The sequence below is a fragment of the Paenibacillus herberti genome, assembly GCF_002233675.1.
Lineage (GTDB): Bacteria > Bacillota > Bacilli > Paenibacillales > Paenibacillaceae > Paenibacillus_O > Paenibacillus_O herberti.
Genome location: NZ_NMUQ01000001.1, coordinates 1350803 through 1365517, shown reverse-complemented (window position 1 = coordinate 1365517; position 14715 = coordinate 1350803). Strand labels below are relative to the sequence as shown.

The 14715-nt window shown below is 47.6% G+C and carries 13 protein-coding genes; 1 reads left to right on the top strand and 12 read right to left on the bottom strand.

From position 1 onward, the window contains the following. Positions 1-23: 23 nt before the first annotated feature. From CGZ75_RS06345 to CGZ75_RS06320, 6 genes are all read right to left on the bottom strand, one after another. Entirely contained in the window at positions 24-1142 is a 1119-nt protein-coding gene (locus tag CGZ75_RS06345) for an ABC transporter ATP-binding protein (RefSeq protein ID WP_089523386.1), read from the bottom strand. 101 nt (positions 1143-1243) lie between these two features. Then, positions 1244-2170: an AraC family transcriptional regulator gene (locus tag CGZ75_RS06340; protein WP_089523385.1), complete on the bottom strand. Its 927-nt coding sequence runs from the start codon at positions 2168-2170 to the stop codon at positions 1244-1246. Positions 2171-2395: 225 nt separating this feature from the next. Further along, positions 2396-3502 carry a Gfo/Idh/MocA family protein gene (locus CGZ75_RS06335; protein ID WP_176444699.1) on the bottom strand — a complete coding sequence of 369 codons (1107 nt, stop codon included), beginning with the start codon at positions 3500-3502 and terminating at the stop codon, positions 2396-2398. Between the two features lie 1156 nt (positions 3503-4658). Beyond that, complete coding sequence (locus tag CGZ75_RS06330; RefSeq protein WP_089523383.1) at positions 4659-5540, bottom strand: prenyltransferase/squalene oxidase repeat-containing protein; 882 nt, start codon at positions 5538-5540, stop codon at positions 4659-4661. A 24-nt stretch (positions 5541-5564) separates the two neighbouring features. Further along, the gene (locus tag CGZ75_RS06325) at positions 5565-6512 is read right to left on the bottom strand and encodes a helix-turn-helix transcriptional regulator (protein ID WP_089524588.1); all 948 of its coding nucleotides are present in this window, start codon (positions 6510-6512) and stop codon (positions 5565-5567) included. A gap of 79 nt (positions 6513-6591) precedes the next feature. Continuing rightward, entirely contained in the window at positions 6592-7878 is a 1287-nt protein-coding gene (locus tag CGZ75_RS06320; RefSeq protein WP_089523382.1) for an amidohydrolase, read from the bottom strand. Positions 7879-7971: 93 nt separating this feature from the next. Here CGZ75_RS06320 and CGZ75_RS06315 point away from each other — a divergent pair, with 93 nt between their 5' ends. Further along, the gene (locus CGZ75_RS06315; protein ID WP_089523381.1) at positions 7972-8982 is read left to right on the top strand and encodes a MerR family transcriptional regulator; all 1011 of its coding nucleotides are present in this window, start codon (positions 7972-7974) and stop codon (positions 8980-8982) included. Positions 8983-9307: 325 nt separating this feature from the next. Here the strand turns inward: CGZ75_RS06315 and CGZ75_RS06310 are convergent, their stop codons facing one another. The 6 genes from CGZ75_RS06310 to CGZ75_RS06285 form a co-directional block, all read right to left on the bottom strand. Next, a complete protein-coding gene (locus CGZ75_RS06310; RefSeq protein ID WP_089523380.1) occupies positions 9308-10357 on the bottom strand; it encodes a YeiH family protein in 1050 nt (349 codons plus the stop codon). A 41-nt stretch (positions 10358-10398) separates the two neighbouring features. Continuing rightward, positions 10399-11358, bottom strand: a complete 960-nt coding sequence (locus CGZ75_RS06305) for a hydroxyacid dehydrogenase (protein ID WP_089523379.1) — start codon at positions 11356-11358, stop codon at positions 10399-10401. Beyond that, a complete protein-coding gene (locus CGZ75_RS06300) occupies positions 11355-12425 on the bottom strand; it encodes an Ldh family oxidoreductase (RefSeq protein ID WP_245850724.1) in 1071 nt (356 codons plus the stop codon). The genes CGZ75_RS06305 and CGZ75_RS06300 overlap by 4 nt, the downstream gene beginning before the upstream one ends. Positions 12426-12502: 77 nt before the next feature. Further along, positions 12503-13657, bottom strand: coding sequence for a UxaA family hydrolase (locus CGZ75_RS06295; RefSeq protein ID WP_089523378.1), 1155 nt, complete (start codon positions 13655-13657; stop codon positions 12503-12505). Between the two features lie 4 nt (positions 13658-13661). After that, positions 13662-13940 carry a UxaA family hydrolase gene (locus CGZ75_RS06290; protein ID WP_176444698.1) on the bottom strand — a complete coding sequence of 93 codons (279 nt, stop codon included), beginning with the start codon at positions 13938-13940 and terminating at the stop codon, positions 13662-13664. Between the two features lie 38 nt (positions 13941-13978). After that, the gene (locus tag CGZ75_RS06285; protein WP_089523377.1) at positions 13979-14710 is read right to left on the bottom strand and encodes a sulfite exporter TauE/SafE family protein; all 732 of its coding nucleotides are present in this window, start codon (positions 14708-14710) and stop codon (positions 13979-13981) included. Between the last annotated feature and the right edge of the window lie 5 nt (positions 14711-14715).

Below are 14715 nucleotides of genomic sequence, written 5' to 3'. Positions count from 1 at the left end.
CCTCCTTTACAGGTATTGGCGCGCTACCGGATCGCATTGCCGGTTTCCCGATGGAAAAAGTTGATGAATTCGCTCTTCATCGTCACTTCCAGCCTTGTTCCATCCGCATATTTCGTAAAGGCCGGTGCCCGAATAACGAGCTTTTGCTCATGCCCGAGGTCTAGATGAATATACCGATCCGCACCCATCAACTCCGAGAAGGTAACGATTCCCGTAATCTGGGTTCCATCCGTAGGTGGTTCATCCAGCTCCCGCACGATTTGAAGGTTCTCGGGGCGTATTCCCATCGTCACGGATCGGTCGACGTTGCCCCCGGCTCTAAGCGCCTCATGCATGGAATAAGGAATTTCCATAAAAAAGCGCTTGGTGCTGAAATATAAGCTTCGCTCCTTTTCCATGATCGTCCCTTGCAAAAAGTTCATTTCGGGCGAGCCGATAAAGCTGGCCACAAACCGATTGACCGGGCGGTTGTAAACGACCTCGGGCGTATCTACTTGCATGATCAATCCATCCTTCATCACGCAGATGCGTGTTCCCATCGTCATTGCTTCCGTCTGATCATGAGTCACATAAATCATTGTTGTCGCCAGCTCGCGATGCAGCTCGATGATCATTTCGCGCATCTGTACCCTCAGCTTCGCGTCCAGATTGGACAGAGGCTCATCCATAAGAAACACCTGGGGCGTTCGCAAAATTGCCCGGCCGAGCGCAACCCTCTGCCGCTGGCCGCCTGACAGCTGTTTGGGCTTCCGTTCCAGCAGATGCTCGATTTCAAGCGTTCTGGATTGGGATTTGACGGACGATTCTATCACATGTTTTTCCGTTTTGCGCAGCCGCAGCCCAAATGCCATGTTTTCAAATATGCTCATATTGGGATAGAGAGCATAATTTTGAAAAACCATGGCGATGTCTCTCTTTTTCGGCGGAACATCGTTAACGAGCTGGTCACCGATATAAATATCACCGCTGCTGATTTGCTCAAGACCTGCGACCATTCTGAGGGTCGTCGACTTGCCGCATCCGGATGGGCCAACCAGAACCATAAACTCCTGATCCTCGATCTCCAGGTTGAAATGATCGACGGACAACTGACCCGATTTGTTGTATCGCTTTACGACATTGTTGAATAACACCCTTGCCATTGATGACCCCTCCATTTCGTTCTGAATCGGCCCTCCAAAGTGCTGGCCTCTGATCGAGACCTACTACCGACCACTGGCCAACACGTAAGGAATGGCTCCGTTTATATGGATTCAGTTAGCTGGTTCTCAAGACACGTTCGGTATTGACTCGGAGAGCAGCCGACATGACGGAAAAATAGACGGCTGAAGAAGGAAGGATCTTCATAACCGACCATTGTCGCAATGGAAATTACTTTTTCATTGGACTCCAAGAGCAGATGTTTGGCGCGTGCGATCCGAATATCATGCATGACATCGACTACACTTTTCCCGAGCTCCTGGCTCATGTATCGGTTGAGCTGGCGTACGCTAACATTGAACAGCTCAGAAAGCGATTGAAGCGTTATTTTCTTGTCGTAATTACGTTCCAAGTAACCATAGATGCGCCGGGCCGTAATTTCACGGTCCAATCGTCGCGGCGAAGCAACCGTTCTGTGCTTCTGCATGAGCGTATAATATCGGGACAGCAGGATCAGCAATTCAACCAACTGCAGCCGGATAATAAAGGTGTAACCAGGGCTTCGGTTACCGCTTTCCCGGAGCATGCTTTCCAGAATGGCCAGCACGGATGCCGCATCCTGTCCGCTTAAATTAAGTTGATGGTTAAACCTAACTTCAGTATTCAAGAAAGGATGTACGTAAAAATAATCCATAGACCCTGAAATTCCCAGCTCACGCAGGAGGGTGTCAGAAATGAAACTCGGCATGAATAGACAATTGATGATTTCCATTCTCTCTTCGCCTTGGACCATGTAAGAGTGCGTTTCACCTGGATTAATGATGATTACGTCGCCGGTTTGAATCTCATAGTCGATTCCGCCAAACCGATGAACGCCTTTACCCCGCACTACATATACAAGCTCCACGAAATTATGACCATGCTCTTGAACTGCTCCCTGTATGGTCTTCATAATGTAAAAAGGAAATTGTTCATTCATAAACGAGTCGCTCTGCAGTATATCCTTCACTTTGGTAGCTCCACCTTTCATAAAGGACTTCTCCGGTTGATCGCCGCTAATTAACGCATCACATCGATCGAATGCAGATGAAGAGCGGATACTGGGGGCTCTTCACCAGAATTCGATGGATGGGTTATGGATTGTCAGCCGCATGTCTGAAAAGCAATCTGTCTCAATAAGCATGTCTGATTCAATTTACACCATGACCGGTTGAAAAGAGTAACAAGTTTCAACCGGTCGCTGTATGGAAGTGGATTACTTCAATGATATTGGGTCGCCAGACAGTGGCGGCAGCGCATGTGGTCTTACGACTTCTCCGCCCCGCTCATACGACTCGATGACGGCAAAAGTATATTCAAGCACGGCCAGTGCATCCCGGCCATTCGCTCGCAGCTCCTCACGGGGAACTCCGTTCGAAATATCTTCTAAAAAGGCGTGAAGCCTATTGTTGAAGGTGCGGTTGAAATCTTTTGTACCATAATCGGTTACTTCCGCTTTTACCGGCTCGCTGATGCCCGGAATGCCTCTTTCTGCTCTCCATAACGACAGCTTCTCCACACAGTTTTCGATTGTAAAGGTACCTTTTGTACCGGCCACTTCAGCGCTCCACCAGCCGCCCAAGCCATACACGGTATCCCCTCTTTGGCTAAGCAGATAACCGACGCCGCCATTGGCGAATTTAACGTGAATGCTGTTGATTGAAACCATCACATCGCCTGCGTTTCTGCGGAAGCCTGGTTGGTCCGAGAAGGTTTGGATGTGTGTAATATCACCACAGAAATGGCGCATTACACTGAAAGGATGGGTTAAAAAGGCTTTCATATGGAAGTAAGGATGCCCTTTCACTTTAGGTGATCCAGCTGGCCCGTAATTGGCTTCGCCGCCATTAAAGCCCATTTTGAGCAGGCAGTAGACGAGTTCACCGACTTCGCCGTTGTTCATGTACTCCATCGCTTTTTCAGCGGGTGGTGTGAAATAGTGATTCAAGTTGCAGCCAAGATAAACCTTCTTCTCTTCGGCAAAAGCCACGAGCTCTCTGCCTTGGCGAATGTCATGACAAAGCGGCTTCTCTACGAGGACGTGTTTTCCGTAGCCGATCGCTTCCATAGCAGGTTCAAAATGCCAGCTTCCATTCTCGATTCCCCCAGTGGCAATGTCTACGATTTGCAGATCGGGCTCGCCCTCAATCATATCTTTCAGGCTATAGTAAGCCTTTACGCCATAGCGTTGGGCCGCTGAATCCGCACGTTCCTTCACTACGTCGCAAACGGCGACAAGATCAGCCAGTTCGTCCTCTTGGTAACATGCAGCATGATTATTGCCGATTCCGTTTAATCCTACAATTCCGATTTTAAGTGCCATCTTATCGTTTCCGCTCAGCGACCATCGGCTGATTCTGGAAACTCCACCTCCTTGTAGTTGTTGACCAGTCATCATTATCAGCAGGTACGGAAAAGTTCAACCACTCGAGAAAGCGGTTACAACAGATCAAAAGTCTTCACCTCAAGAATAGTCTTATCCGCAGGTTTTCTCCTTTGCCGCTTGCTGTACCTCTTCATCTTAATCCCCCGCTTCCGCCGTTTCATTGCCGATTAGGACATTAGCGTTTTCGATCAGGACTGTTTATGTAAGAAATCACCTAACAACCTAACGATTCTCTTCATCTAAGTTGGAGATATGATTACATATTGCGAACCAAATTACAATAGAAGGAATTTAGTCTAATTGATATTTTTGATTTTGATATACGTATGTATTTTTAATGGAATAATTATATAAATGATAATTAAGAATACAATTATAGAAATACTGAAATGTATTATTTGACTACTGTAAATGAGGAATTGTTCGACTTCAAATCGAGGGGAAAAGGAAGTTTTTTACCAATAGTTGATCATTTCTGACACAATTCATCTCCTGAATCGAGATATTCCGATAGCTTCATTATACCAGCTCCGCAATTTAGCTAAATTATGATTCCTTACAAAATCGAGTAGGATCGGTTGATTGTTACGAAATAGTTCATAATTATAATTCCATCAATCATATTGTTGGGGTTTTTACATATATTTATATAATAATAAATGGCTCTATTTTAAAAGGAGCGCTTGGCCATTCATCCAAACATCCGCTGCTGACTACCTTCGGGCAAAGCGTCCAACCTACTATCGTCATACCGTTAAATTATAGGCAAAAGAAACTGTCTACCGAAAACTATGACAGCGACTTTTGCCTATTTGTATTTCATTTATGCGTCTATCAAGCAAGCAGTAAACAGGTTTGATCGTTTCCGTTCCCTTGGATGGAGCCGTATGCGATGGAACTACGAGAATGAGTCCGATTAGACCATCAATATCAGTTGAGAGTATTCTTCATATCGGATTTTCCATAAGTCTTTACGCGAGTTCAATGTACGATCGTCCAACAAAGCTTCGATGACATCCAGGCAAACATGCCTTCCAGACGGCATCCCTATATTTTCAATCGCGTCGTCGAGTCTCAAGTCAGGTGTTATCGGTCAAATCATCCCAAAGGACCTCAACGTTAATAACCGATCTATCGTGATACTCCCCCGCCACTCCGCTTCTCCACCAGAGCTGACCGCCGGCCAGTTGATTGACCATCCTCCATCCTCTTGCTGGTCGCGGATAAGAACTTGTACATGTTCTGCGAAATCCGCATCCGTCATAAATTTGCTCATGTAGCTATCACGGGTTGGAGCCCAGTCCAGGACCTTATGGACATACCCCTCAGCTTTTGGATTACGCTCGATTATACGGCTGCGGTTCACCCATTCATCAAAGATAAGCCAGATTTTGCCGGCTCTCTCTTGCTCAGGAGTATGCTGCAAAAATGAAATCCAATGAACAGCATCATGATAGCCATGTGGCTGCGTATTTTCTACAACGCTCCAAACATAGGCTACATTTTTTAAAAACCAGCCCTCCTGAAAAATATCTGTTCTTGTCTTCTGTTTATACAATAAACCGAGGATTCTCCCTGTCGGGTTGATCGAAGGCTGGTCATCCTGTTGGGCTGCCCACCAAGGCGCATGCGGGTATTCGCTTGCACTGCGGAACACAAACGGAAACCCGCCATCCGGCAAAGTTATTTCCTTTAAGTAACGGATGACTCCGTCAATCATACGCGGATCAAAGTCATCCATCTGATCCATGACCATAAGCGCCATTTCGATCGGAACCGGTTGACTGTTCGGGCAGCGAATGTCAGGCTCCAACGCATTGCCAAATCCGCCATCCGGATTCTGGTAGGCACGAAGCGCCTCAATGACCCTCTCCTTGGAGCCCCCTTCAAAGTAAAATTCATATTTTCTGCGATCCAGCAAACGGGCATTGTTATAAATAAATGGCTTAGCACGATTTAAAATAGACTGATCCATTATAAAATAACCTCCTTCATGGAATTAAAGTTTATATCTGTCACAAAGCTCTTTTGACATCGAATAGATTTCCTGTCTTAAGCTCGAGGGTTCTATTACCTCGGCATCCAGACCGAGTGTGAAGAAAAAGCGTATCGCCCACTGCCACTGGGATGCCGGACATAAAAAATCGACTTCCCACTCTTCTTCTGAAACCTGCCTTACCTGCTCACCAATATGGAAATCTTGTTCAGCCAACAATGCGCCACGATAGGTCAACTTCGCCCGAATTCGCTGTAAGGCTTCATCTTGATTACCATGTTGCTGCTGTTGCCCATCATGTTGCTGAACCTTCTCGATTACCTCATCCGAAGGTTCCATCATCTCGATCGTCTCAAATCGATCCACTCGGAATGTTCTCTGCTCCTCATGAGTAACCGAGTATGCTTCGCAATACCAAAAACCATGAGCCGTATATATTCGTCGAGGCAGAAGCTGCAGCCAACGCTGATTGTTTTCTGAGCTGTACAGAGCCTGAATCCAGCGAGATTGTGCAGTGAGCTCCAGTAAAACAATCAAATGCGGAGTTTTCACCGTGCGTGCTGGAACCTCTATTTCAAAATAATCAAGCATCGGCTCGATTACATGGATCGTCTGCTCCGGCAAAATCGCCTTGATTTTATCCGTAACCGTCCATCTTGCGCCATTAAATGGCGTATCCGTCATTTTCGTCATGGCGCGCAGAGCGAATAGAACCGTCAACGCTTCCTGTGAATCCAATTGCAGTGGAGGAAGCTGGAAACCTTCCATTAACCGGAATCCACCTGTGGGGCCTGTCATCGAGTACAAAGGGATGCCCATTTCAGAAAGAGATTGCATGTCGCGTAATATTGTTCGTTTGGAAACTTCGAATTTATCGGCCAGCGATTGAGCAGTCTCCAACCTTTGCTGCAAAGCAATCAATATCGCCATCAGCCTATCGGTCCGTTTCACCGTTTCACCCCGCATTTCTACAGCCATTATAACAACAAATTGATGACATCAAGGATGTCACCAATTCTATGGTCCCTAGTTAAATTCCTTCTGTAATTCGCTTGGCGCGGCTTGAAACTTCTTTATACAATTGTTCTTCATCGATAGTGAGCAGTTGTCCCCCTCGCATGAGCACTTTACCATTCACAATTGTCGTATCCACATCTCCGCCATTTGCGCTGTATGCAAGAAGAGATTCGATATGGTGAATCGGCTGCAGATGGGGCTTTAACATATCCACTAAAATGATGTCAGCCCTTTTGCCGATTTCGAGGGTGCCGACTTGGTCAGCAATGTTCAGCAGTTTGGCGCTTTCTCGGGTTGCCATGCGTAATGCCTGTGAGGCGGGTAATCGTGTCGGATCACCGTAATCCAACTTTTGCAGCCAAGTTGCACTCTTTATTCCTTCAAACATATCAACGGTCGTTGCGCTTCCTGCTCCATCGGTGCCTAAACCTACCGTTAAACCTTGCTCGATCATATCAAACACCGGTGCAATGCCGCATCCTAGCTTTAAGTTGCTGACAGGGTTATGGGACACCCCGCCTCGCATTCCTTTTAACAACCCTATATCCCGACGGTTCAAATGAACACAGTGAGCTAACAAAACATGCGCCCTCTCAAAGAGGCCAATATGATATAAATACTCGGCTGGAGTTTGATTGTATTTGTCTCTGAGTTTAATGACCTCTTCTTTCGTCTCGGCCAAATGAGTATGAATGGGTACGTTCAGCTTCTCCGCTAGAGTTATCACTTCGATAAAAGGCTCAGGCGGACATGTGTACGGAGAATGAGGCCCCAGCATTGTCGTGATCCGCCCATCCGCCTTGCCCCCCCATCGGTTGATCAGATCAAGCGCTTCGTTCATTCTCCTGCCGCCGTCAGCCGCTAGAAAAATCAATCCACGCGTCAAAGAGGCGCGCATACCGACCTCCTCAACTGCAAAAGCAATTTCATTCATATTGATATACATATCTGCAAACGTCGTTGTGCCGGACCGGATCATTTCGGCCATGGAAAGCTTAGCGCCCCAATACACATCTTCTGGGGTCATTTTTGCTTCCGCAGGAAGCATTTTTTTGTCCAGCCAGTCCATCAGCTTGAGATCATCGGAAAAACCTCTCAATAAACTCATCGGTGTATGTTGATGGGCGTTAATCAGCCCCGGCATTGCTGCCATGCCCGTTGCCCGTATTATCTCATCAGCGTCAGCCGTTATTTCCGCTCCAATATCCGTAATGCGATCACCTTCAATCAAAATATCGCCCATAAAAGGAATCTCGTCATTCATCGTTAGAATCGTAGCGCCCTTAATCAGTGTTTTCATAACGTTTAGTGCCTCCTATAGTTAAGCTGTGATACGATTACCTTAAACGTTTCCGTTACGTGAAGGTCAAGGCTCATATAAAGGCGGGATAGGATGAAAATCAAAGAAGCGGCGGAGAAACTCAATATTTCTGCCCGCACCATTCGTTTTTACGAGGAAAAAGGGCTAATCAAACCCGATAAACAGGAGAATAACCAATACCGCGAGTTCAGCGAGCAGAATATATGGCGGCTGCAAACCATTATTGCTTTACGGGAAGCAGGCATGGCCATTGGCGATATCAAACAAGCGTTGGAAAAAATCGAACATGCAGATAAGCAGGAGTTGCAATATTATCTGGAGCTTCAGCGCTCCGTGTTATTTTCCAAGTGGCTAGAGATTAAGGGGATCATCGAGACCACTGACGGGATGATCGAGAGCTTAAAAAGAGAGCAAAAACTTCCGCTAGATAATATCTATGAACTGGCAGAAGGTTCAAAAAGACTGCGCGAACAGAGGAATTGCTGGCAGGATAAATGGGGCTTTGATCGGTTGGCGATAAATCATGATGAGCGTGTTCATAATGATGGCTTGCGGGAATACAAGGATTATGAGGAAGCCTTGCAATTAACGGTGAAATGGCTCAATCCAGCTCTAGGCGAGCAAGGTTTGGATATTGGAACCGGCACAGGGAACTTAGCTGGAAAGTTAATGGAAAGGGGTGCGGAAATGGCCGGGGTCGATCAATCGAAGGAAATGCTGAAGCGTTGCCTATTCAAATATCCCAATATGGAGACGAAGCTGGGCAATTTTCTAGCCCTCCCTTATTTAGAGAGTCGATTTGACTTCGTCGTCTCAAGCTTCGCCTTCCACCATCTAACGGACGAGCAGAAGGTGCTTGCCATTCATGAAATGCGCCGAGTGCTGAAGCCGCGCGGGCGTATTTGCATTACTGACCTCATGCTATCGGAAAAGGAACTGGAAACAGCAGAAAGCGAAGGAGGACTTGAACTGCCCCCTTCGCTCATGAATTTGCTGCAGCTATTAGATGAGCTTGATTACCTGACCAAACATCAGCAAATTAATGGGCTGCTGCATATCGTATATGCTGTTCCTATAAGGTAGCTCTTGAGGAAAGCTGGCCCAACGCCCAATCTGTACGATGGGTATTGACAGATGAGTACCCTATACCTATATAATAAACACAAGTAATCCAATGCGAATTAAAAAAAAGGGCGGTGATCCTTTTGGTACAATGGGTTCAAGAAGCAACAGTTGCTTTGTTATTCGTAGCCGCTTCATTTTTTTTCATCATGGAAGTTAGGCAGGATAAACACTTGGAAGATGAAGTTCGCGGCTTTTAAATCAATGTTGATTTCTATAAAAAAAGTACGACTTGCCCACTCATTTTCCATGAGCAGGTAAGTCGTACTTTTTCTTCTTGGAACAATCAATAAAAAACAGCAATTAACAATTGGCCTAATAGCGCCAGCACAATAAATCCGGCGATGGCAACGATGATCGCGTTTTTCCCCACCTTCTTAAAATCACCAAGCTTGATGTTCAAGCCAAGCCCTGCCATAGCGGTGGCCAATAAAAATACGCTTATCGCTATTAGCGTCTTAATGAGCGCTTCAGGCAATATCCCCATCGTGTTGACGATGCTCATCGCCAAGAACCCAAAAATAAACCACGGGATCGGCAAGTTTTTGAATCCTTTTTTCGCCCCTTGCGCCCGCTCATCCTTTGAACGGTAAAAGTAGGCCAAAATCAAGGCAACCGGAATTAATAAGGCAACTCTACCGAGTTTGACGACAATCGCTGCGTTGCTCCCGACCGTCCCACTTGGTACTCCTGCTGCTATGACATGTGCCAATTCATGCAGAGTTGAGCCTGCGAGCACACCGTACAAGTAAGGTTCTAATCCCATATAGGGATATAAAAAAATATAAACGAGCGCCCCAATTGTACCAAGAGTGGCTATACAAGCAACAGATATTGCCGTTAGTTCCTTTTTGGCCCCAATTAGAGGAGCAACAGCGACAATCGCCGCAGCTCCGCATATAGCGGTACCGACTGCAAGCAGCGCCGACAGATGTTTGTCGACTCCCATTTTATGACCGAGATAGATCATAACAAGTAACGTGACGGCGATTACAATGATATCAATCAGTAAAACGGATAATCCCGCATCGGCGATTTGGCCCAAATTCAAGCGCAGCCCCATCAATATAATGCCTGCTCGCAGCAAGTATTTACTGCTGAAGGTTATGCCGGCGGATGCATCAAGGGGCACATCCATAAACGAGTTCCACACTACACCGAGCATAATGGAAATAATCATGATACCCATAATCGAGAAAAAGGGAAGCTCAGCGATATTTCCTGAAATATAGGCTAAAACTACCGTCAGCGCAATTCCTTTTATAAGCCCTTTCCAGCGGTTGGCCGATTGCGGCTGCATCTTACTAGGCTGGGATTGAAGCTGTACGGATGGCATGCGAACGATCAACTCCCTGACGTTGAGCTCATCTCTATTCCTTACCTTCTACCATTCACTCTGCACAAAGAAGGTTTCCCTTCCATTTCGCTGATGATTTCATTGGAAACGAGTTCGGCAGTACGGATCTGGGATTCTTCGGTCAATCCTGCTATATGGGGAGTAATAAGGCAATTAGGACGTTTCAGCAGCGGATGGTCCGGTGGGGGAGGCTCCTGTTCCAGCACATCCAGAATCGCACCGCTGATAACTCCGTTTTCCAGTGCTTCATTAAGCTCAACTTCATGGATTATGCCGCCACGGGCGCTGTTTATAATAATCGCTGTCCGTTTCATTTTGTGGAAAATCTCACGATTGAATAGATGTCTTGTATGCGCCGTAAGAGGTACATGCAGACTGATATAATCGGATTCGGCAAGTACCCGGTCCATCTCAACAAGCTCGATCCCGCTCTCCGCTGCAGGAAAATCGTACGGCGCAACAAAAGGATCGTATCCAATCACTTTCAAGCCAAGCGCACGGGCGCGCACGGCAACCCGATGGCCGATCTCCCCGACTCCGATTAGTCCTAGAGTTTTGCCTGCTACTTCGACGCCGGTATATTTCTTTCGATTCCATCCGCCGGATTTCACATCCCGATCAGCCCCGTGCAAGAAGCGCGCAGAAGCGAACAATCCGGAAATGACATACTCGGCAACGGAGGTCGCATTAGCGTTTTTACCGAAAATAATCGGGATATTTCGGTCTGCGGCCGTCTGAAGATCGATATTATCGAGCCCTACGCCGAGCCGTCCGATCACCCTTAGTTGATTACCCCAACCCAACAATTCCGCGTCAACCTTCGTTTGATTACGGACGATGATAACCTCGGCGTTTTGCAATTCCATCTGCAGCCGCTCGCGATCCTTCCACAGCTCGGGATCGTAGAGCACTTCCCAGCCTTGCTCTTGCAAGAGCTCAATACCAATCGGCCAATTGAGTTCGGTAATGATCGCTTTCATGAGCGGACTCCTTCCAGAAAAGCTATTCCGGCTTCTTCGCCAAGCCGTTTCAATTCGCCGACAACTTCCAGAGGAACAGTCAGCCCAGCGCCGGAGCGCTTGGTATGTTCTTTCGATCTGCGCTCTCCTGGATAAAAAATTTCATCCGTACCGGATGCTTTTGGTGACTCTTTCATCTCTCGAAGGAGCTGATCCGATAGATCAAAATAATCGTCCATATCCATCCACTTAGCTATATCCATCAGGATGAAGCTATGCCCGACATTCGCAGGCGGGTCCTCGTCCCTGTAAAGGTTATTCACATGCGGACCGTATGCCGCTCCACTTAGCACGCCGCACATCATTTCGATCGCCAGCGCAAGCGCATAACCCTTGGCACCGCCAAGCGGAAGCACCGCTCCGCGCAGCGCTGCGGCCGGATTGACCGTTTCAACGCCATTTTCATCCATCGCCCAGCCTTGCGGAATGGACTCGCCCGTTTTATTTGCCAATATAATTTTGCCTCGCGCGACCACGCTCGATGACATGTCAATGATAACCGGCGGTCCGCTGCGGCTCGGAAAGCCGAACGCAAGCGGATTCGTTCCCAAAAAAGCTTTTTTGCCTCCCCATGGCGCAATTCCCGGAGGAGAATTAGTCATCGCGATCAGGGCCATCCCTTGCTTGCAGACTTGCTGACAAAAATAAGCGGCCGTTCCGAAATGATTGCTGTTGCGGACAAAAATACCGATCATGCCGCTTTCTCGGGCAAGCGGTATTGCCTGCTCAATCGCGCGATAAGCGACCACCTGTCCTAAACCGTTGTTGCCGTCCACTCGTAAAATTGAGCCGAGTTGCTCAAAGTTTATGTTGGCAACCGCGGAAATTCGTCCTTCTTTCATTCGCTTCACATAAATGGGCAAACGACTGATGCCGTGGCTCTCGTTGCCTTCAAGATCCGCCCGCACCAGAGAATCGGCGGCAATGAGTGCATCCCCCTCCGCCATTCCTAGCCCCATAAGAACCTCTTTGCCAAACTCCGTCAATTGTTCCGCCTGGAAAGTGACTATGTTGCTTCGCTCAGACAAAAAATCACCCCATAAAACATGTAGCCGGATCCCCTATGAGACATCCAGCTACATGCCTTTCAATTTAGGTGTAATCGTTACGCGCTGCGATAAAGCTTCGTCATCACAAATTCCTTATGTCCAAGCGCTTCGGCAGCCGTTAAACGGCCGTTAACGACGCGGCACAGATAGTCCATCAGCAAATCACCTGCTTCGGTCAGGTTGATTTCACGGGAGAGCAAGCCGCTGCAATCGACGTCCACATGCTCGTTCATGGAAGCGACGGTTTTTGGATTGGCTGTTACTTTAACGACTGGCTCAATGGGATTGCCGATAATATTGCCTTGACCGGTTGGGAAAAAGTGAAGCACCGCTCCGCCTGCCGCCATCAGCGTAATGCATTCGGCTGCAGCCGATGATGTGTCCATGAAATAGAGTCCTGGTCCATTGCCTGGCATTTCGGCTGGCTCAAGGACGCCGATAACCTGCTTTGTACCTGTTTTTTCAATATTGCCGAGTGCTTTTTCTTCAATGGTAGACAAGCCGCCCGCAATATTGCCTTGTGTCGGTTGAGAGCCCAGCAGATCAACACCAGAGCTTTTGATCTCAGAAATATAATCATCGTAGATCGCCATGAACTTCTCGCGCAGTTCTGGCGTGGCGCAGCGATCAGCGATCAGATGCTCCCCTCCGGTCAACTCGGACGTTTCTCCGAAAAACACGGTTGCGCCTGCATCAACCAACCGATCAACTGCTTGAGCGACGGTTGGACATGAGCCAAGTCCTGTCGTTGTGTCCGATTCGCCACATTTAATGCTCACCGTGAGTTCGCTCAGTTCGATAGGCTCGCGCTGCAGCTCGGATGCCCATTGAACAAATTCTTTAGCCTTCCAGGAAGCTTGGCGGACCACTTCCAGATCGCCTGTACCCTCGATGGAAAAAGCGGCAACCGGCTTGCCGGTTTTGGCAATGCCTTCGGCAATAATATTCGTCCAATTAGGCTCGATGCCGATTACGATAACTGCGGCTACGTTGGGGTTCGAGCCTGTGCCGATCATCGTACGAAAATGAAGCTCCAAATCCTTGCCGTATTGCAGCCTGCCGTAAGCATGAGGCAATGCCATCGTACCTTGAATATGATTGGCAACCGCCTCACAGGCAGCATTGGATATATCGTCAACCGGAAGAATGATGACATGATTGCGAATGCCGACCTTGCCGTTTTCACGTCTGTATCCCAGTAGTTGTTTCATCGCTCTACCACCTCAATGTTTTGATATTGTGCGTATGGACGTAATCGCCGAATTTAAAGCCATCCGGTGCAAAACCAATAGGCAATCCATACTCGATGACATGCCCATCCTTATCGATATCCGACACCGCTATCTTGTGTCCAAGCGGAATCGAACTTGCCGCTACCGCTTCAATCGTTGAATCATCATCCATGTAAACGCCGATTACTGTCTCGCCCGCCTCGATATCCGAGGTGGCAACTCCAACATGATCGCCTTGTTTATGGATCAAAAACTTGTGCACAGCGATAACCTCCAATAACTCATTTTTTTGAACTATCTCTATCCCACAATTAGGCGAATTGCTGACAGCGCAACGATAAGATAGGCCCATTTTTGGATGGCAGCCCGTGACATGCGATTAAACAGTAGGCTGCCAAGCATGACCCCGGCAAGAACAGGCACAACTCCTGTCATCGTATAAAACCAAAACACTTGGCTAATATCCCCGCTCCATCCATGCAAGCCAAGTGTGAACAGATTGGACAGGATAAAGACGGCCTGCAGCGTAGCATTATAATCCTTTTTTTCTTGAAACAGATGGATAAAATAGAGCGCATAAATGGGTCCGCCGATTGCAAACGCCCCGCCAACAAAACCTCCGACCGCTCCGATTCCGACCGCCGTCCCGTTCCACTTCATGAAACGCTGGAATTTGTTTTCGATCTTCGGACGAATGGAAAGGTACAAGACAATTGCAATCAGCATATAACCGAGCCATTGCTTGGCTGCCGCTGTTTCACCCAGATAATGAATAAAGGTAAAAGCTGCCACCCTGCCTATCACTGTTCCGCATAAAACCCAAACCATCATGTTCCAGCGGATATACCGCCATGAGGTTAGAAGCACATAGGAAGACATAACGATCGTAAGCGCCAATATGATTAATGTGCTGTCTTTGACCGAGAGAAAAGCGGTTAGGATGCCAGCTGCGAACAATCCAACTCCAAATCCTGCCGAACCCTGCAAAAAACCGCCGATTAACAAACCGCCCCATATGATCCATGCTTCCATCACAA